General features: G+C 56.3%; 18 protein-coding genes. 6 read left to right on the top strand and 12 right to left on the bottom strand.

The window, feature by feature from the left end:
• Position 1: 1 nt before the first annotated feature.
• Positions 2–850: a sulfotransferase family protein gene (locus A6070_RS05665; protein WP_072287433.1), complete on the bottom strand. Its 849-nt coding sequence runs from the start codon at positions 848–850 to the stop codon at positions 2–4.
• Positions 851–862: 12 nt separating this feature from the next.
• Complete coding sequence (locus tag A6070_RS05660; protein ID WP_072287432.1) at positions 863–1,489, bottom strand: hypothetical protein; 627 nt, start codon at positions 1,487–1,489, stop codon at positions 863–865.
• Between the two features lie 204 nt (positions 1,490–1,693).
• Between A6070_RS05660 and A6070_RS05655 the strand changes: the two genes are divergently transcribed.
• From A6070_RS05655 to A6070_RS05645, 3 genes are read left to right on the top strand one after another with little or no spacing between them, the layout of a single operon-like run.
• Positions 1,694–2,494 carry a hypothetical protein gene (locus tag A6070_RS05655; protein WP_072287431.1) on the top strand — a complete coding sequence of 267 codons (801 nt, stop codon included), beginning with the start codon at positions 1,694–1,696 and terminating at the stop codon, positions 2,492–2,494.
• Positions 2,495–2,539: 45 nt separating this feature from the next.
• Positions 2,540–3,442 (top strand): hypothetical protein, encoded by a 903-nt coding sequence (locus A6070_RS05650; RefSeq protein ID WP_072287430.1) that lies wholly within the window; start codon positions 2,540–2,542, stop codon positions 3,440–3,442.
• A complete protein-coding gene (locus A6070_RS05645) occupies positions 3,439–4,665 on the top strand; it encodes an ATP-grasp domain-containing protein (protein ID WP_145926426.1) in 1,227 nt (408 codons plus the stop codon). The genes A6070_RS05650 and A6070_RS05645 overlap by 4 nt, the downstream gene beginning before the upstream one ends.
• Positions 4,666–4,750: 85 nt before the next feature.
• Here A6070_RS05645 and A6070_RS05640 read toward each other — a convergent pair whose 3' ends face one another.
• The 3 genes from A6070_RS05640 to A6070_RS05630 all read right to left on the bottom strand — a co-directional run bounded on the left by A6070_RS05640 (position 4,751) and on the right by A6070_RS05630 (position 6,911).
• Positions 4,751–5,797: an acyl-CoA thioesterase gene (locus A6070_RS05640; RefSeq protein ID WP_072287428.1), complete on the bottom strand. Its 1,047-nt coding sequence runs from the start codon at positions 5,795–5,797 to the stop codon at positions 4,751–4,753.
• Positions 5,798–5,909: 112 nt separating this feature from the next.
• Positions 5,910–6,122: a DUF1232 domain-containing protein gene (locus A6070_RS05635; protein WP_072287427.1), complete on the bottom strand. Its 213-nt coding sequence runs from the start codon at positions 6,120–6,122 to the stop codon at positions 5,910–5,912.
• A 15-nt stretch (positions 6,123–6,137) separates the two neighbouring features.
• On the bottom strand, positions 6,138–6,911 hold the full coding sequence (locus A6070_RS05630) for an SDR family oxidoreductase (protein WP_235605413.1): 774 nt from the start codon (positions 6,909–6,911) through the stop codon (positions 6,138–6,140).
• Between the two features lie 144 nt (positions 6,912–7,055).
• Here A6070_RS05630 and A6070_RS05625 point away from each other — a divergent pair, with 144 nt between their 5' ends.
• The 3 genes from A6070_RS05625 to ettA all read left to right on the top strand — a co-directional run bounded on the left by A6070_RS05625 (position 7,056) and on the right by ettA (position 11,244).
• Positions 7,056–9,119 (top strand): [protein-PII] uridylyltransferase family protein, encoded by a 2,064-nt coding sequence (locus A6070_RS05625; protein WP_072287425.1) that lies wholly within the window; start codon positions 7,056–7,058, stop codon positions 9,117–9,119.
• A gap of 143 nt (positions 9,120–9,262) precedes the next feature.
• A complete protein-coding gene (locus A6070_RS05620) occupies positions 9,263–9,382 on the top strand; it encodes an entericidin A/B family lipoprotein (RefSeq protein ID WP_072287424.1) in 120 nt (39 codons plus the stop codon).
• 176 nt (positions 9,383–9,558) lie between these two features.
• Positions 9,559–11,244 (top strand): energy-dependent translational throttle protein EttA, encoded by a 1,686-nt coding sequence (ettA, locus tag A6070_RS05615; RefSeq protein WP_072287423.1) that lies wholly within the window; start codon positions 9,559–9,561, stop codon positions 11,242–11,244.
• Positions 11,245–11,366: 122 nt separating this feature from the next.
• Here the strand turns inward: ettA and A6070_RS05610 are convergent, their stop codons facing one another.
• The 7 genes from A6070_RS05610 to A6070_RS16015 form a co-directional block, all read right to left on the bottom strand.
• Positions 11,367–12,677: an HlyD family type I secretion periplasmic adaptor subunit gene (locus A6070_RS05610; RefSeq protein WP_072287422.1), complete on the bottom strand. Its 1,311-nt coding sequence runs from the start codon at positions 12,675–12,677 to the stop codon at positions 11,367–11,369.
• 3 nt (positions 12,678–12,680) lie between these two features.
• Positions 12,681–14,606: a peptidase domain-containing ABC transporter gene (locus A6070_RS05605; RefSeq protein ID WP_236718927.1), complete on the bottom strand. Its 1,926-nt coding sequence runs from the start codon at positions 14,604–14,606 to the stop codon at positions 12,681–12,683.
• 11 nt (positions 14,607–14,617) lie between these two features.
• Positions 14,618–14,773, bottom strand: coding sequence for a hypothetical protein (locus tag A6070_RS15780; protein WP_201787917.1), 156 nt, complete (start codon positions 14,771–14,773; stop codon positions 14,618–14,620).
• Complete coding sequence (locus tag A6070_RS05600) at positions 14,770–16,095, bottom strand: TolC family protein (protein WP_158514028.1); 1,326 nt, start codon at positions 16,093–16,095, stop codon at positions 14,770–14,772. Before A6070_RS05600 ends, A6070_RS15780 begins: the two co-directional genes overlap by 4 nt.
• 93 nt (positions 16,096–16,188) lie before the next feature.
• Positions 16,189–16,848 (bottom strand): glycosyltransferase family protein, encoded by a 660-nt coding sequence (locus A6070_RS05595; protein ID WP_072287419.1) that lies wholly within the window; start codon positions 16,846–16,848, stop codon positions 16,189–16,191.
• Positions 16,845–18,704 carry a tandem-95 repeat protein gene (locus tag A6070_RS05590; protein ID WP_236718926.1) on the bottom strand — a complete coding sequence of 620 codons (1,860 nt, stop codon included), beginning with the start codon at positions 18,702–18,704 and terminating at the stop codon, positions 16,845–16,847. The genes A6070_RS05595 and A6070_RS05590 overlap by 4 nt, the downstream gene beginning before the upstream one ends.
• 5 nt (positions 18,705–18,709) lie before the next feature.
• Positions 18,710–19,294 (bottom strand): hypothetical protein, encoded by a 585-nt coding sequence (locus A6070_RS16015; protein WP_236718911.1) that lies wholly within the window; start codon positions 19,292–19,294, stop codon positions 18,710–18,712.
• Positions 19,295–19,304 lie beyond the last annotated feature (10 nt).

The raw sequence follows: 19,304 nt of genomic DNA, 5'->3' as shown, positions 1-19,304 counted from the left end.
TTTAAGTTTTTTCCGAAACTTCATCTGTTTCATCCAAAATATCCGTTCCAATCACCGGCAAAGCTCCGGAGGACAGGATTTCCGGTGTGCGGACACTGTATCCGAAACGCGCCGCCCGTTTTTCAAAACATCGCGCGAAACATACGGCTTTTATTCCCCAGCCCCTCACACCCTGGCAGTCTGCGTGCCACTGTTGCAGGTATTTTGCATTGATGTCGGTGCGAACCTGCTGATCAAAGGGAAACCTGTCGACACCGAGCCAATCGCAAAGCTTGTCAACATGAAACGCGGGACACCGGACAAATTCTTCATAACGCAGGATCCGCACATGATCAAGCATGACCATGTCCAGGATAAATCGCTCATGACAACGCAAATGGTGTTCAATGAGGGCGGGAATACTGGAATGACACCATTTGCGGGTTGCATAAGCTACCGCAAGCGGATGGCGCAGCACAACGATAAACCGGCTGCCGGGAAACAATTTCTGCAAAAACCGGGTGCGCACCAGATTCGGCGGAGATTTCTCCAGAAGCACGGGTTTGGAGACATCCCAATGCGGCCGCCACTGTTTGTACAAAAGCGTGGCGTTTTCAGGCGTGGCCAGGGGATGGTCATCCGCCATACAGCTGGCCTTGTGGAATCCGAAACGACCCGGACCGCCGAACACCCTGGCGGCAGGATAAACCGTCTGCAGATGCTGCCCTTCGTCTTCCGGCACGCCGGTATCCCGGAAACCGGAAATATCCGGGTGCGAGCGCAGGATATCGTGCAGCAGGGAAGTGCCGCTGCGATGCAGACCCGCGATAAACACCATGCGTTTTTCGGATATTTCGGCGTCATGCGGCATGGCATTCCCCCATTACACGGTCAGCGTCGCCGTGAAACCTGCCAAGGGTTTTTCGGGGTAAAAACTGTGAACGACGAGATGTTCAGTGGCGGCAAGCGTCGCGCAAAACCCGAACCAGTTCTCGTACAGCGCCATGACCTCCGAGGGGGCACTGTACAGGCGACTTTTTCGGCCAAGCCGCCTGTAGCGCTGGCAAAACAGACGGAAACGCCCGCTGGCCAGGAGGCGCCATGTTCTGCGACGCCGCTGCAGACAACGTCGGCAAAGTACCTCCGGGCACTCCCGGAGTGTCAATATAAGCAGTTCGCCACACGATGCCAGCATGCCGATGATCGGATCCGACGCATAATCGGGAAAACCCTGGTCCATCAGCCTCAGAATATCGTAATGCAGCACCAGATTGGATATTTGCGTCTCAGGCGAATCGGACATATGCATGGCATCCCTGAAATGCCAGAATGCGAGGTCACCCATTTTCAAACGGTTCTGCAAATCGGGCAGCAACCCCCGCCGCAGTTTTTTCATCAGGGTTGTTTTGCCAGCGCAGGACGGTCCGGCGACAAGGATAATTCTGCCGATCTTGTGCCTGCGGCCTCCGAACTTCTCAACTTCCGGGAAAGCAGAGATTTTTTGTTCCATTGAGAGATTTTTCCCATTAAAATACCGGGTGTCCAGCGAAAACGGTCATCCGATCCGGTCACAAACCTGACATTATAATTATCGATATAACGGATCGATTCTTATTTAAAGATTTCCCATTGTCAATAAAATTGCCGCTTTGCCACCAAGCACATGGGTCAGCAGCAGGCAGCGGCGCAAATCGGAATGATTGAGGGGTTTCACATGATCAGTCAGGCCATTCTGTTGCTCACACATCTGGCGGCGCCGCGTCATTGCCATGAATTCAACAGAATACATGAAACCCTTTCATCCTTCACCGACATATTCACCCTGTTTCACTGCAATGACGGGATCAAACCGGATTTCCCCGGCCAGGTTTATCCGTTCACAACGCCGGATATGCAACAACTGGGCTTTCCCATGTTCCGCGACACCCTGGTTCCCGGCAGCACCCACTTTCCTGTCATGGCTTTTGCGCGACAGCGCCCAGGCTACGACTATTACTGGGTCATCGAATACGACGTATGGTTTCGCGGGGACTGGAATGTCCTGCTCGGTCATTTTTCATCCAGCAAGGCGGATCTTCTCACCTGTCACATCAGAAGCTACGAAGACGAACCTAAATGGTGGTGGTGGGGACTGAATCACCCGCGACATCACATTCCCCTTACGCGGCGCTATCGCAGCTTCAACCCCGTGTACCGCATCTCCGGTCCGGCGCTACGCTACGTCGACCAGATGCACCGCACCGACTGGAGCGGGCATTACGAAGAGTTGCTCCCCACCCTGCTGTTCCATGGCGGCTACCGCCTGCAGGACTTCGGCGGCACCGGACAATTCGTGAATCCCCAGGACAGGAACAGATTTTATATCGACAGCACCTGCGACCGGAAGGGCCGGATGAAAACCGGAACCATGCGTTTTCGCCCCGTTTTCACAAAGCCCGGATGGCGAAAAAACAAACTCTATCACCCGGTAAAAATCTCCGACAACGGCAAGCGCATTCCATTTTTACCCTTTTAAAACCGTCTTGGTATTGACGCAACACAGGGGAGGCCCGAAGCAGACATGACGTCGAAAATCGCCATATTGACCCATGAGAGGCAACAATTCGAATCCGTCTCCTACCTGCTGCATCCCTTGCTCAGCCTGTGGGCGAAGTCGGGAATTGAAATTGTGGTTCTGCGCGGCCCAAAACATTATGAGCCGGCCGATGCTCTGTTCATGCACATAGACCTGACCGTCATCCCCGAAGAGTATGAACATTTCAGCCAACGCTACCCCGTCGTCATCAACGGCCTGGTCAAGGACATATCCAAGCGTCATATAAGCACCCTGATCCTTGGCCGGAAGGACAACTACCAGGGCCCGGTCCTCGTTAAAACCAACCGGAATTTCGGCGGCGGCATGGAAAAACGGCTGGTGCGGCGCACGCCGTTTTCCCGTCTGGCAAAAAAGCTCCAAAAACGCCTGCCCTGGTACTGGAAAAAGCACCTTTCCCCCGACAACTACCCCATATTTTCCGGTCCGGGGCAGGTGCCCAAACCGGTCTGGTGGAACAGGCATCTGGTCGTTGAAAAATTTCTGCCTGAACGGGAAGGCAATCACTTTGCCCTGCGCCAATGGGTATTTTTCGGCGACCGTGAAATGAGCCAGAGAGTCGTTTCCCCCAATCCGATTGTCAAGGCACGCAATATTTTAAGCCGGGAGACCGGCATTGCGATCCCCGATGACTTGCGCAAGCGCCGCAAGGACCTTGGTTTCGATTATGGAAAGTTCGATTTCGTCCAGATCGATGGGCAAACCATTCTCCTGGATGCCAACCGCACCCCTTCATTCAACATCCGCACCCCGACGCCGGCCCAAGCTGCCATGCTGGAACATCTGGCCGCGGGGGTTTTTGCGTACCTGCCCTCCCGCGACAGGTTTACCCCCGTGCAGGACAACGCCGGCCGCGAGGACAGGTCGTGAAGCCGAGACTCTTCCCTGTCCGGTCCCTGGACGCCATCTACGGGGAAAAGCTGGCCTTCTGCCCGCGTCCGACGCCAGGTTTTTGCCACTGGTTGCCGCAGGATCCACTAACCCTGGAGATGCTGACCGGCGGGATGTTGACCGTATCCGGAAGCATGCCCGTAGTGTGCGCCGCAAGCGTTGCCACCCCCGCAGGCCTGCAACTGTTGCGGGATGCCGGTTTTCCCGAGCCGCGCACACTGCTTTACAAAAACAATGCAGAGCATGAGCGTCTGTGCGCCATATTACTGGATAGAGGTTTCAGACTGGCTTTGCAGCACGCCCCCTGCCCGGCGGAAAGGAATTCTGAAAAATACTGGATCGATCCGGATGTGCTTCGTCTGCTCAACAACAAGGGGCGTCTTTCGGATTTTGTCGATCCACCGTATTTGCCCGAGCGCCGCGTCATGCCCCCGGCGCAGCTGGGTCGTTCGCCGTTTATCCGCAACCTGCCGGTGGTCATAAAAGTCGCAACCTGCGAAACCACGGGAGGCGGTCGGGACATCAGGATCTGCCGTACCCCGAAGGAAGTTCGTAAAGCCTGGAATGATTTCAGGCATTGCTCCCAGATTGTTGTAGAGGCATTTTTGTCCATTCGCCGTAATCTTTGCCTGAACTACGCCATTGCTGAAAAAGGTGAAATCACTTATCTCGGCAGCAGCGAACAGATTGTCGATCAGAGGGGAATTTATTTCGGCAACTGGCTTGAAACCACGGATCCTGCCCCCGCTGCCGCGATCGACGCCGGAAAGCGCATTGCCAAAAAAGGCCGCGACATGGGCTACCACGGCTGCGTCGGCATGGATATGGCCATCCTGAAGGATGGTGGAATACGTATTTACGATCTTAATTTCCGCCTCAACGGATCGACGCCCGCTCTTTTACTGGCGTCCGAAATCCGCAGGAATTTCTGCTACCCAATGATGCGCCTGGCAGGAATCCGATGCGGTAAAGGTTTCACGGCCATGATCGAGGCCATTTACAGAGCGATGCACAAAAGAATGTTCGTCCCCCTGGTTACCTGCGACCCCCGATATACCGGAATGCCTGAGGCACCGGCCCGCGCCAGCGGACTGATTCTGGCCCGGAACCGCGCGCAGGCTCAGGAATACTGCGCACAGTTGCAGGCCATGGGGCTCGAAGTAATGTCTCCCGGCAATTCGTCAAGCCTGCAAACATACTGATGGATGGCAGAAGCTGCCCGGGCATTCCTTGAGAAAAGCCCGCACATGCGGGCTTTTCTCAAGAATTGGGCAAAGAAATATCCGTTCAGATCATCTGCCGGTACTTTATCAGAGTCTGGCAGCTTCGGTGGGCAGCCAGGTAACGGGCATCCTCTCCATAGTTGGTGGGATAAACCAGCGGCACCGGCTGGTGATTGAGTTCTTCATCGACGTTTACAAAGGTAAACAGACAGGAGTTGGATAACGCCTTGGTAGTACGATCACGGCTGATGCGCTCGATATTGGCCTCCACGCAGATCAGGCTGCCGCTGGTATAGACCACCCGGGCGGTATAATGGAGCTTGTCCCCCATGCGCACCGGATGGAAGAAGTTGATGCGATTGACCGCCGCGGGAATGGGACGGTCGGGCGCCACCTGCTCGGAACAGATCGACGCCAGCTCATAGGCTCGGCGAATCAGGTACCCCCCGAAAATCTTTTTGGGTACATTTTCCTGCTCGGGATACATGCGCTCCCAGGCATCCGCGGTAAGCCGACTGGCCAGCAGTCCGGAAAACCCCGGCTCGTCCTGCGCCGAATGCAGACAGGTCAGCATCTCGAATTCCTCACGGCTGGGCGGTTCACGCAGCAAAGCCTGTTGCTGTTTGTACTCCTCGCGCCTTTTAAGTGCCTTGGCGGCGCGTTGCTTTTCGATTTCCTCGACATACTCCAGGCCCGGCAGCGCCACGCTGACCGCATCTTCTCCCACCCCGGAGCGCGCCACCATAGTAAAATAACAGGAGGCGATATGCCGCACCGGCCCGCCTGGCTGCTCGACCCGGATGCCGATTTCCAACGAGGAGCGGCCCACATGATTGATGCGGGCCTTGAAGTGCATGTCCCGTGACATATCCGTGACGTGACGAACCACGATGTTGTCAATGGCTGCCGTAACGACACGAGCTGTGGGGAAAAACCGGTTGACGTAATTTAAAGCAGCTTCTTCCGCCACCTTGTCGAGAACCTCAAGCAACAAGCCAAAGCGCATGTTGGCCTCGATAGGCTCGTCGAGAACCATAAAGCGCCGTCGCAACGCCTCATCGCTGGAAAGGGACAGAACTTTGGTAAAGGACGTATCTACCGGTCTCATCATAGTTGTCTCCTGGTTTCGAATTTCATCGACAGTTCAACGTATACGCCACATCATAGCGAAAACACACGGCCGATCCAGTCTTTTTTGCATAGCGGGCAATCCGGACCTTCTGCTACGGTCGTTTCTGAGTGTCCCGAGGCAAAAACCGGGTCAGATCGATGCCGAAATACTTCAGGCACATGATCAGCAGACCGGCGGCAACCGCTTCATCGAGGTTGCCGATAAAGGGCAGATTGTCCGGTAATACCTCAAAAATCCCGGCGCCGGGATTCATCAGATAAACCGCTGCGATAATTCCCGTCAAAAACACCAATGCATTTTTCATGGATCCCCCTTTTTTCTACTCAGCATAAACCATCCTGCGCGTCATGCCGCCATCGACAACAAAATTCTGTCCGGTAATAAACCCGGCTGCGGGTGACACAAGAAACGCCACGATTTCCGCGATATCCGCTGGGCGGCCCACGCGGCCCACGGGATGTTGCGCATGATCTTCAGGGCGCAGGATCGGCCCCCCGGGCGTGCCTTGCGTTTGGGAATCCGCTGCGGCAATCCATCCGGGGCTGACGCAGTTGACGCGGACATCCGGGCCAAGGCTCACGGCCAGGGCATGGGTCAGGGCAACCAGACCGCCTTTGCTGGCGGCATACGCTTCACCATGGGGCTCCGACTGCAGAGCGCGGGTCGAAGCGATATTGACGATGGCGCCGCGACTGCGGCGCAACAGCCCGGCAGCGTGCTTACAGCAGAGAAAGGCCCCGGTAAGGTTGCTCGTGAGAATGTGATTCCATGCCTCAAGCGCCAGGGATTCCAGCGGGGTACCGTGAGCCGGCCCGTGCCCGGCATTGTTGATCAGGGCATCGAGCCTGCCGAATTTTTCGCGGAGTTGATCCATGGCGGCCGCAACGCCTGCCTCATCACCTACGTCCATGCAAAAAACCGCCAGCCTGCCATCACGGGCGTATTGTCCGGTCAGCGCCTCGCAGGCTTTTACATCCCGGTCCGCAACGGCCACCCGCATGCCCATCGCCAACAGCTTGTCGACGATGGCCCTGCCGATCCCCCGGGCGCCGCCAGTGACCAGAGCCACACCCTCTTCACAAAACCCTTGCATGCCCATCCTCCTGGTATGTTTTTTTCAGCAATTTAATGTTATCTTCACGATACAGCGCTATGATCCGGTCAGCATGACAATTGTATCGACAATGTCACCATCAGGCTACCGCTTTACCAGGCATCCCGGTCAAGAGAGAAAAACATGGCATCTGACTTACTGAAAAACACAACCTTTAAACCCTTTGAACACCTCTTGAAACAGGTTCGCCAGGCGCAGGATCTTGCCTTTGAAGACAACGCCACTTCCGGCCATCTTCGGAAAATCGCCCTGTCAACCACCGACAAGGAGGGCCTTTTGTCGGTAATTGCGGGTTTGTTGACGGCCCATGGGGCCGATATCCACAGCGCCGACATCACCACCTTGCGCTTTTCTCCGGAGCCGACAGACCCGGCGTCTTGTCCCAAAGCCATCATTCTCGACGTCTTTATTCTGAGCCTGCCGGAAAACCAGGTCATGGGAAAATTGCGTGAGGACCTGGAAAATCTCAATCGGGAAATGGCCCAAAACGGTATCGAGGCCATTCGCGACAGTCTCATCGACAAAGTCGCCAGTGCCATCGCGTCGCGGGCGCCTTCCAACGAGCAGTTGCTCCCGGTGGATATCGCCATAGACAACGACCTTTCGGATGCGGACACGATCATCAACATCATATCCCGGGACATCCCCGGCTTTCTGTTTGCCTTTGCCAATGCCCTGGCTCTGCTGGAAATCAATATCGAACAGGCAACCATCCGAACCGAAAATGGCGAAGTCAGGGATACCTTCTGGATCCGCGATCTGCATAACCGCAAAATTGTCGATGTGGAAAAGCTCCAGGAATTGCGCTTTGCCTGCGCCCTGATCAAACAGTTCGCCTATCTTCTGCCCCACTGCCCCCACCCCGGGCAGGCCATCCGCCAGTTCCGCGACCTTGCTTCGCGACTGCTCGAAGACCCGGGCAGAGCTGCAGACTTTACCAGCATTCAATCCGCGCAAACCATGCAGACTCTGGCCAGCCTCATGGGTGTGAGCCGGTTTTTGTGGGAAGATTTTCTGCGCATGCAGCATGAAAACCTGTTTCCGCTGATACGCACCCGTACCGAATTGGAAAAAACCCTCGACAGGCAGCAATGGACAGCCATGCTGCGAGAGCAACTGCAGCCCGGTCACAGCCACCAGGAAAGGGTCCGGATTCTGAATGATTTCAAGGACCGGGAGATGTTCCGCATCGACCTGCGGCATATCACTCACATTATCGGCGACGTGACCTTCGCCCGCGAACTGACGGCGCTGACCGATGTGGTGGTCACCCAGACCGCGGCCCTTTGCCATGCCGATATCCGAAGCCGCTTCGGACGCCCCATGGTGGACGGGAAGCCCTGCGACTGGGGCATTTTCGCCGCGGGCAAATACGGCGGCAGCGAAATGGGTTTCGCCTCCGATCTGGAGTTGCTGTTCGTCTACCGGGGGCAGGGTTTTACCAACGGGGAACGTCGGGTTGACAACAGCCGTTACTTTGAAGAGTTCGTGCGCGCCTTTCTCAAGGCCCTGAAATCCCGCAAGGAAGGTATTTTCGAAATCGATCTGAGACTGCGGCCTTTCGGCAGCAAGGGCACCCTGGCCTGCTCCCTGGCCGCTTTCCGCGACTACTACACTCCGGACGGCCCCGCCGAACAGTTCGAGCGGCTGGCCATGGTCAAGCTGCGCCCGATCACCGGAGAATATCCCTTGCCGGACGAAGTGATGCAGGCCCGGAACGCCTTTGTCTACTCGGGACGCTCCATCGACTACGCCAACATACGGCACCTGCGCGAAAGGCAGATCGCGGAACTGGTGGGCAGCGGCAAAGTCAATCTCAAGCTCAGCGCCGGCGGACTGGTGGATATCGAATACTATCTGCAGGCCCGGCTGATCGAGTGCGGAGCGGAGCACCCGGAAGTACGGGTACCCAATGCCATGCAGGGCCTGAAACGTCTGGAAGCCAGGGGCATCCTCGCATCCGACCACGCCAGGGACATACGGCGCGCCTACAGCTGTTTCCGGCGCACCATCGATGCTCTGCGGGCGGTGCGCGGCAACGCCAGGGATCTCACCGTGCCGGAGATCGGTTCGCCCGATTATCTTTACCTGTCACGCAGGCTCGGTTTCGAAAGCCCCGAACAGCTCGAGGCCGAGATTGAATGGAGCCGGCAGCTGAGCCGCTCACTGTGGGCCGACGTGTCCTGACACGCCGGGGCTTCGGCCAGCGGGCACGCAGGACGATTTTTATATTGAAATTTTCCGGGATCTCGACCTATCCTCTGTTATGATTGTGGCCATGATCCGGACCAAACAGTTCAATTCACTTATCCCTGCAATGGAGAATCGTCATGAAAAAATTAGCTGTTCTGCTTGTGCTGGTTCTGGCGCTGAGCGCCTGCAACACCCTCTCCGGCGTCGGCAAGGACATCGAAAAAGCCGGCGAAGCCATCCAGAAAAGCGCCGACTGAGTCATGCCGGCCGTTATCCGGATTTTGCAGTCCCTGCAACGAAAACTTCAGAACATTGTCTTCCGAATACCTTGCCAGTGCGGTGTCCAGGCTTGATGGGCGCCGCTTTCAGGCAGCCACTATTCCACCGCGACTGATTCCGCATCCCTAATATCATTACATCAGGAGTCCCTTTTATGAGCGACGACGGCCGCAAGGTCATCTATTCGATGATCCGGGTCAGCAAGCATCACAACAAGAAACCGGTTCTCAAGGACATCTCCCTGTCCTACTTCTATGGCGCCAAGATCGGCGTGCTGGGCCTGAACGGCTCCGGCAAGAGCTCACTGCTGCGCATCCTGGCCGGGTCCGACAAGGACTTCAACGGCCAGACCATCCTGTCACCCGGCTACACGGTCGGCTATCTGGAACAGGAACCACAACTCGAGGCCGGCAAAACCGTGCGTCAGATCGTCGAGGAAGGCGTACAGGAAACCGTCGATTTGGTCAATGAATTCAATGACATCAATATGAAATTCGCGGAACCGATGTCGGACGACGAGATGAACGATCTGATCGCCCGTCAGGGCGAAGTACAGGAAAAGCTCGACCATCTCGACGCCTGGGATCTGGACAGCCGTCTGGAGCAGGCCATGGACGCGCTGCGCTGCCCCCCCGGCGACACGCTGGTCGACGTGCTGTCCGGCGGCGAACGACGGCGGGTTGCCCTGTGCCGCCTGCTGCTGAAAAAGCCGGACATCCTGCTGCTCGACGAACCGACCAACCACCTCGACGCCGAAACCGTAGCCTGGCTCGAGCAGCATCTGCAGCGTTACGCCGGCACCGTCATCGCCGTCACCCACGACCGCTATTTCCTGGACAACGTGGCCGGCTGGATCCTGGAACTCGACCGCGGCCACGGCATTCCCTGGAAAGGCAACTATTCCTCATGGCTGGAGCAGAAGCAGGAGCGCCTGCGCCAGGAGGAAAAGCAGGAAAGCGCCCGGCAGAAAACCCTGCAGCGGGAGCTGGAGTGGATCCGCATGTCGCCCAAGGGCCGCCACGCCAAGGGTCAGGCCCGCATCAACTCCTACGAACAGCTGCTCAGCCAGCAGACCCAGGATAAAGATCGCGATCTGGAGCTGTTCATTCCGCCCGGCCCGCGCCTCGGCGATGTCGTTATCGAAGCCGACAAGGTCAGCAAAGCTTATGGCGACCGTCTGCTGATCGACGGCATGAGCTTCCACCTGCCGCCGGGCGGCATCGTCGGCATCATCGGCCCCAACGGCGCGGGCAAGACCACCCTGTTCCGCATGATTACCGGGCAGGAACAACCCGACGACGGAACCATCCGTGTCGGCGATACCGTCAAGCTCGCCTATGTCGACCAGAGCCGCGAGGCCCTCGCCCCGGACAAAACGATATGGGAAGAGATCAGCGGCGGCCAGGAAATAATCGAACTCGGCAATCGCACCATGAACAGCCGCGCCTACGTGTCGCGTTTCAATTTCAATGGCGACCAGCAGCAGAAGAAGGTCGGTGTCCTGTCCGGCGGCGAGCGCAATCGCGTCCATCTGGCCAAAATGCTGCGCAGCGAATCCAACGTACTGCTTCTCGACGAACCGACCAACGACCTGGATGTCAACACCATGCGCGCGCTTGAGGAAGCCCTGGAGAACTACGCAGGTTGCGCCGTGGTCATCAGCCACGACCGCTGGTTCCTCGACCGTATCGCTACCCACATTCTGGCTTTCGAAGGCGACAGCCAGACGGTCTGGTTCGAGGGCAACTGGTCAGAATACGAAGAGGACCGCCGCAAGCGCCTCGGCGCCGCGGCCGACCAGCCCCATCGCATCAAGTATCGCCACCTGACCCGCGCATAAACACAACGGGGCAGCGGTGCTCACCGCTGCCCCGTTGCGTAAGGTCATCCTTAGGTTGCCAGTCACTGAACACCGGTTTCTGTCTTGACCGATTTCAAGGATACCGATTGAGAAAACCCTCGCTATTTGACGCTTATCCCCTCATCCAGGTATTTGATCAGTGGATAGATGAAAAACTCGATCATGCGTCGCTTCCCCACCTTGACTTCCGCAGTGACGCTCATACCGGCGGAAATGGGCGTTGGTTTTCCCTCGACCAATAAAGTTTTCTGTCGGGGCTTCACGTAAATCTCATAAATCAACCCCAGGTTCCGGTTCTCGATACTGTCTCTGGAAATTTGCAGTAATTCTCCGTCAAGAACCCCGTATTTCTGAAAATCGAAGGTATCGATTTTGAGAGAGACGGACATGGACGGCCGCAGAAAGCCTACATCTTTATTCTGAACCAGTGCCCGGATCAATAAAGGAGAATCCAGCGGCACAATCGTAGCCAGTTTTTCCGCCGGCGTTACAACGCCACCAGTGGTGTGGCACAACAGTTGAGCTACATGCCCTGTAACCGGAGATTCAATCCGTTGGCGACTGCTTAAAAACTCCGATCGCTCAATCTTTCCCTGCAGATATGCCAGGCGCTGACGCTTTTCCGCCACCTCATCCAACAACCGTTGTCGCTCTTCCTTGCGAACCAGAGCGATTTCCTGCTCGACACGATGCATCTCTGTCTGCAATTCCTCGATACTGCAGGTCTCGATTTGCATCTGCGTTGCGGCTGCTCTTATATCGTTTTCGGCCTTTTCCAGTTCGTCCTTGCTGAGCAGATCCTTGACCTCGTTCATCCTTGCAAAGCGTCTTTGAGCTACGTCATGTTGGTAAACTGCCTGCCGACGAGCGTTTTTCCGCCCTTCGAGACGCTTGCCGAGCTGTTCCCTTTCCTGCCGTTTAACATTGATCCGGTTTACAAGCCTCTCCCGGGTGCTGTGATAAATATTTAGTTGGATTTGCCATAGGCCGACATCGAATCGTTGATCAGGGGGACCAAAACGGGTGTCATTCAACAAGGCATCCAAACGGATCAACTCCAAACGGATCCGGGCCAGGTCCTTTTGCATCGACACCAGTTCGGGATCGATGTCTGAAGGATCGATCTCCATTAAAACCTGCCCTTTTTCAACATAGTCACCGGGCTGAACCAGAATTTTTCGCACCACCCCCGTGGTAAGAGGTTGTACCACTTTGGTCTCCCCGGCCGGGATGACCTTGCCACGGGCAGTAACAACGACATCGGTCTTCCCAAGGACCAGCCACAGGCCGAAGAAAATAAGTGCGACGATGATCACCCAGAAAATCATGCGTCCAAGGGGGTTAAGGGGTTCCTCCTCGATTTCCACCAGCAGCGGCTTGAATTCGTGTTGGTCGTGTTGTTTACCTGACATGGCTTAAGCCTGCTGTGCATAAAAGTGATGATATATACCTTGATTCGAAATCAGCTCTTCGTGTTTGCCGGTTTCCACGATCCGCCCCTTGTCCATGACCAGAATGCGGTCGCAATTCCGGACGGTCGCCAGACGGTGGGCGATAATGAATGTGGTACGGCCTTTTTTAATCGTCTCCATATTGCTCCGGATGAGTTTTTCGGATTCGTAATCGAGAGCCGAGGTGGCTTCATCGAAGATCAACAAACGCGGATTGGTAATGAGCGCCCGGGCAATGGCAACCCGCTGCCGCTGGCCGCCGGACAGTGAACTGCCCCGCTCGCTGACTTCGGTGTCGTAGCCTTCCGGAAGCTGGGCGATGAACTCGTGGGCCCCGGCCATTTGCGCAACTTCAAGAATCAGCTCCATCGGAGCATCGGGCCTGGGCAGGGCGATGTTCTCCCGGATGGTGCCGCTGAACAAATAGTTCTCCTGAAGCACCACCCCGATATTGAAACGCAGCCAATAAGGATTCATGTGCCGGATATCGATTTCGTCGACGTAGATGGCGCCCTCGCTCGGCAAATAGAGCCGCTGCAGCAGCTTGGCCAGGGTGCTCTTGCCACTGCCGCTGCGCCCGACGATGCCGACGCTGGTCCCCGGCTCGACGGTGAAATCGATGCCGTTCAGAACCTTGGAACCGTTAGCGGAGTATTGAAAACACACATTTTCAAAACACAGCTTGCCTCGTAATTGCGGCAGGGTGATCGCCTTGGCGGAGACAACCTCCAGGGGATGGTTCAGAATGTCGCCCAGACGGTCCACCGACAGCAGAGCCTGCTGGAATTCGTTCCAAAGATTGACCAGACGCAAAACCGGGCCGGAAAACTGCCCGGCAAACATCTGAAAAGCGATGAGCTGCCCGATGGTCAGCTCTCCCTGCAACACGGAGCGCACCCCGATATACAGAATGGTGATGGTCATCAGCCGTTGCACCGTCGAGGATATCGCCCCTGAGATTTTACCCATGTTGGCCAACCGGAAACCGGAACGAACGTATCGTCCCAGATGATCCTCCCAGCGCCTCTGCATCGAACCTTCGATGGACAGCGACTTGACGGTCTGAATGCCGGTCACCGATTCCACCAGGTAGGAATTGGACGAGGCCGCCATCTGGAACTTCTCCTCCAGCCTCCGGCGCAGTTCGGGGGTGATGACCAGGTAAAGAACAGCGATGACCGTGACGAAACCGAGCACGATCAGGGCCAGCTTGACGCTGTAGAGCAGCATGACCGCCACGAATACCAGCGAGAAAAACAGGTCGATGATCACGGTGACCGCCTTGCTGGTGATGAACTCGCGGATGGTGTCGAGCTCCCGCACCCGGGCGGCGATGTTGCCGACTTTGCGGGCCTCGAAGAACATGAACGGCAGGCCGATCAGATGCCGGAACAACTTGGCTCCGAGCTTTGCATCCAGCTTGCTTGCGGTATGAATGAAGATATAATTGCGGGCGATGTTGAGCAGCAGTTCGAAGCCGGCCACCGCGACAAAGGCGACGGCCAGCACATCCAGTGTGGTCAGGGTGCGGTGGACGATGACCTTGTCGAGGATGACCTGGGTAAACAAAGGGGTGACCAGGCCAAACAGCTGCACGACGAAAGAGCCGAGCAGCACCTCGCCGATGATCCGGCGGAACTTGCGTATTTCCTGAAGAAACCAGCGAAAGCCGAAAGCTACCTGTGAGCTGATCATCTTGTGACGCAAAACGAGAAACCGATCGATCTCTGCTTCGAATTCGGCGACCAGGTGCTCGACGGTCCTCTTCTCCACCAGGTCGAAAGCCAGCACCTTGCCCGCTTGCGCATCGATTTTGAGCACCACGGTATAGGTGCCGTCCTGGTGCACCGCGATGGCCGGCAAGGGATAGCCCTGGGCCAGCTTTTCCAGCGAGATGGCTTTCAGCTTGGCCTTGAAGCCGAAATGGCGGGCGATGCGCAGCAGCTCCTCGGGGACGCCTCCCGTTCAAGACCGAATTCGCGGGAGGCCGCGCGGATGTCCACATCTACCTTGTTGATGCGGGCCACTACATCCAGGGCAATCAGACCCGCGCTCATGGCGTCGCTCCGTCCGCCCAGAGGCTCAGTTGCCAACCGGCCAGTTGGCGCTGCAATTGGGTGATTTTCATATCCCGCTCCTGCTCCATCAGTTCTATGCGCTGCTCCAAAACAGTAACCCGGTCGATAACCCGCTGTTCCGAGAGACGTTCGAGTGCATCATCGCTTTGTTTCAAAATCCTCTGCCGTTCATCAACCCTGTCATGCGCCTCTTCGGCCAATTGCCAGATGCGTTCAGCAGTACGAACCTGCTGTTGCAGTTGATCCATTCGGCGGCCTTTTTCCAACCGCAACTGTTCAACCTGCAGGCGCAACCGGTTGAGGCGCGCCACATCCCGGAAGCCGCTGAAAAACTCCCAACGCGCTACCAGCGACAAGGTCGCATCACGGGCACGCAAACTGTTCAGGGAGTTGTCGAAGTCGTCTTCATCGGCCCCGTACATGCGATACCCGGCCGTAAAACCGATGGTCGGAAGCATTCCCCGCAGCACTATGGCGCGTTCTGCCCGTGCCCCGGCGATCTGCGCGTCAAGGCTTTTGATATGAGGGAAAGAGGCAAAATCGGGCAGGCTCTCCGTTGCAGGGACCGCCGGCAAACCGGCAAAGGCGGTGTGTTCCAGGGAATATTGTTCGCCGGTAAAGTAGCTGAGGTTTTCCAGCGCTTTCACCATGAGATCGGTCAACTCGTCCCACAGGCTGATATCTTCCGCCAGATCCACCGCTGCGTTGTTCAACCGCACCTGCCCGACGATCCCCGCCTCCCGGAGAGCTTGAAGGGCCTTGAAGGTCTGCTTGCGTAACCGGACCATCTCGCCGGTCATCCGTCTTTGCAGAAATAGCTGCAGGCATTGCCCGTAAGCATCGAGGACATTCAGGCGCGTTTCCAGCAGGGCGGCGTCCCGACCGAAATCCGCTATGTCGATCTCACGCCGGGCTTTTTCCAAGCGAAGCTTTCGGGCACCGAAATCGTACAACACGTAAGAAAGACCAAGGGTGAACGAATGCTGAAAGGTGGAAGCGTCGTTGGCGCTGACCTGGTCGCCGACGGAAACGACGCTGTCGCCATCGCCGAGAAAGTCGACATATTCGTTGTCGAAACGCAGGGACAGGGTGGGATAGTAAGCCGAGCGAGCCTCCATAAGCCCGTATCTGCTGATGTCGACATCCTTCTCGGCGATCCGGATTTGCCAGGCATGCTCGTGGGAGCGGTCCAGAACCGAATTAAGTGTAAGAGTCCTGCTCCAGGCGGAGAAAGGACGTCCCAAAAGCCAGAAAATTGCCAGGATCAAAATGACCGGACAACTCAACGCACGACTACGCAAAAAAATATTCCTCCTAAAAATATAGCAAGGCAACGGCGGCCCAAATGGGCCAACGGCCCTGCTCAACATGGTCTCTTCGCAAAAAAAGTCTGTTCAAACCAGTGTCGCATCAACCTTTATGGTGGCACTGCAGGCTCTGGCAGCTTGCTGCAGAGTGGGAATGACCCGCCAGCGGGCCGCGTAGACATGCATGAGAGATTGGCGTTTATGGGCCGCATTCCCGCTCATCCGCCATTTGTAGCCGAAGCGATTGACATGAATCCATGGACCGTGAGCGGTGATAAGTCCTTTTAGAACGAATTCAGCCATGTTGGGCCAACGCCCCAACTCCAGAAGGTATTTCTGCATAAAACGACGTCGCATGACATAAACAGGATGGAGGTATTTGGGTTCCAACTGCAGGAGGGGGTTCCAGGGCATGCCGCTCCAGATTCCGGGCTTGATCACTTTTCCCTTGGCATCAATGAGCAACTGGTCCGTGTATGCACCACACGCCTCAGGGTGATCCTCCAAAACCTTCAGGCAGGCCTCAAAAGCCCCTGGAATGACCAGGTCGTCGGGATCTACGCAGCTAACATAGGGAGCCGCTCCCAGACCAAAACCTCTGGCTCGCCTCCTGCCGATATGCCCGACCATCCCGTCCACAAGATGGAGGTTTATTGGTTCACCTTGCATTGACGCTCGACATTCCTGCCACCAGTCCGGGTTTGAATCCGGCAGAAGGAGAACATGCACGTCAATGGCTTGACTCATTGGTGCCATGCCCCGGCCACCATGGTCATCAATTCCTGATTTTTGCGCACATCGTCCAATGAATTCATGGCGATGCCTTCGTCCACGGCGAAGGCGGCCATCTGCTGGATGAGTTGGTTGACGTCGGCATCGGTCAGATAGCTGCCGTCTTCCAGTTCAATCCTCTCGATGCCTCTTTTGGGGTGGTTTTGTTGCCTGATTTCGAGAATATCGTCATCGCCGTATTGAATCTGCAAAGTGCCCCGCCGCATATACAGGGAGATATCTTCAATATCAATTCCGTTACCGAATCGCGCCGTGTCATGACCTCCGTCACCCTGCCACAGCCACCCCCAACCGCCTTGCACATCGTCGCGCAACAGGTCGTGTCCGTCGCCCTGGTTGAAGATATAGATGTCGTCGCCTGCACCGCCACGGAGATGATCGTCGCCCTGCCCACCGGCTAAAAGATCATTCTCACTTCCGCCGAAAAGGTCGTCATCGCCAATACCGCCATACAATTCGTCCCGACCGTCGCCGCCATTCAGATCATCGTCTCCTGTCCCGCCGCCCAGGAAATCGTCCCCCCGATTACCGGAGAGGCCATCGTTGCCCTGCCCCCCGAACAGGTGGTCGTCTCCCCTGCCTCCGATCAACCTATCGTCTCCATCACCACCGACGAGGGTGTCGCTGCCATGGCTTCCTGATAGCAGGTCATTGCCGGCAAAACCGAACAGGACGTCATTTTGCCCAAAGCCGAAAAGCCGGTCGGCTCTTTGACTGCCCCGCAACAGATCGTTAAGGTTGTTGTCGCCCCAACACCATGTTCCGAAAAAATCAATCCCTGACGTCCCGGCATTCACGATGGTATCCGTAGCCAGATTCAACTTGCCATCGCTGGTCTCTAGCCATTCGAGATTGTTTTGGGCATCGGCAAAAAATTCCTTGAGCAATAGGCTGCCACTATTGCTGATTTCGATCCGTAAATCGTCACCCTGACCGACGAATGTTAGATCCTGACGACGGATGCCCTCCAAACGCAAGCCGGATGGCGCATTGCGGTCAACGATTACATTGCCGCCGGAGAAGACATTGATTGTAAAATCCAGTACGGTTTGAGCCGTCCCCCCTTGCCCGTCTTCGACGGTCACGATTGCCTGGTCGTTGCCGCAGTAGCCTTCTTCGGCGTTGTATACCCAATGACCGTTGTCGCCGATGGTTAAAGTCCCGTGTTGGGGACCGGTGGGCAAGTTGAATGCCAAAGTGTCGCCATCGACATCGTGGGCACCCAGGGTTCCCTCAATGGTGAGCTCTCCCAACACTTCATGGATTTCGTTTTCCGGGGCTACGGGAGTATCGTTCACCGACATGACAGTAAGACCAGCGGCAGCAGACACACCATCTGTTCCGTCGGTCACCTGGTAACTGAACTCCACTAGGCCGTGGTAGTCGGCATCCGGAAGGTAGCGCCATCTCCCTTGTTCCAATGCTTCAAGAGCTCCGGTGCTGACCAGCAGATCTTCTACGGCAAGAGGATCGCCGTCATCATCACTGGCATTGGCCAACAAATCTTCGGCGGCGATGACGCAACTGCCATCTTCCAGCATATCATTCAGAATAACCGGGCCGCTTACGACAGGCGGGTCATTGAAGACTACGCCCAGGGTGTCCAGCAGATGCTGAGAAGACCACGTTGCCCCATCGGAGAATCGGAATGTCTCAATCTGATTGTCAGGATTGGCCCAGCCCTGAATAATGATATTCTGCTTCAGGTTTGAAGGGTCCGGAGCATAAGGCAGACCTTCGCTTTCGGCCTTTAGCTTTTCCACCTCGTCAATGATGCCCAATACCAACTGCTTATTGGCATTGTCCCACATGCCAATCAGGTCGGATGGCCGAATACCGGCACCGAACAGGATGGTATCGTTGCCATAGGCATCCAGGATGGTGTCACTACCGTCCCAGCGATTGTAGATGTAGCTGTCATCGCCTGTCCCACCCCGCAGCACATCTGCTCCGTACCCCCTGCTATGGTGTCGTTGCCACCGGCCGCATCGACCAGATCGTCGCCGTCACCGACGACGATCGCATCATCTGCGTCGCTGCACAAAATATCGCGGCTCTGTCGATGCCATTTGGCAAGTATGATCTGGTCGACATAGCCCTTGGCATCCCGACCATCTGCCTGAATCTGCGCAAGATAGACTTCATTGGCGGCGATATATGCCCGGCTTTCCGCCAATCCATGAACAATCGCCTCATTGCTGATCGAGCTACCGTCGCTGAGGGTAAACTCCTCGATCGCACCACCCGATTGGTAGTACTGATATGGCAGGAGAATATCGTCAGCGTAAACCATCTGGCCAGTTGTGTTCGCGCCAGAACCGAAACCGTTGACAAAGCCAAAACCTGAGGCATCGCCAAAATCGCGCGTGGTCTGATCGGTGGAATCATCAGCGGCGATCAACTCGCCGTAC

It is taken from the genome of Syntrophotalea acetylenica (assembly GCF_001888165.1).
GTDB classification, from domain to species: domain Bacteria; phylum Desulfobacterota; class Desulfuromonadia; order Desulfuromonadales; family Syntrophotaleaceae; genus Syntrophotalea; species Syntrophotalea acetylenica.
Note: the sequence above shows the minus strand (reverse complement) of the source record. Positions and strands in the feature narration are given on the sequence as shown.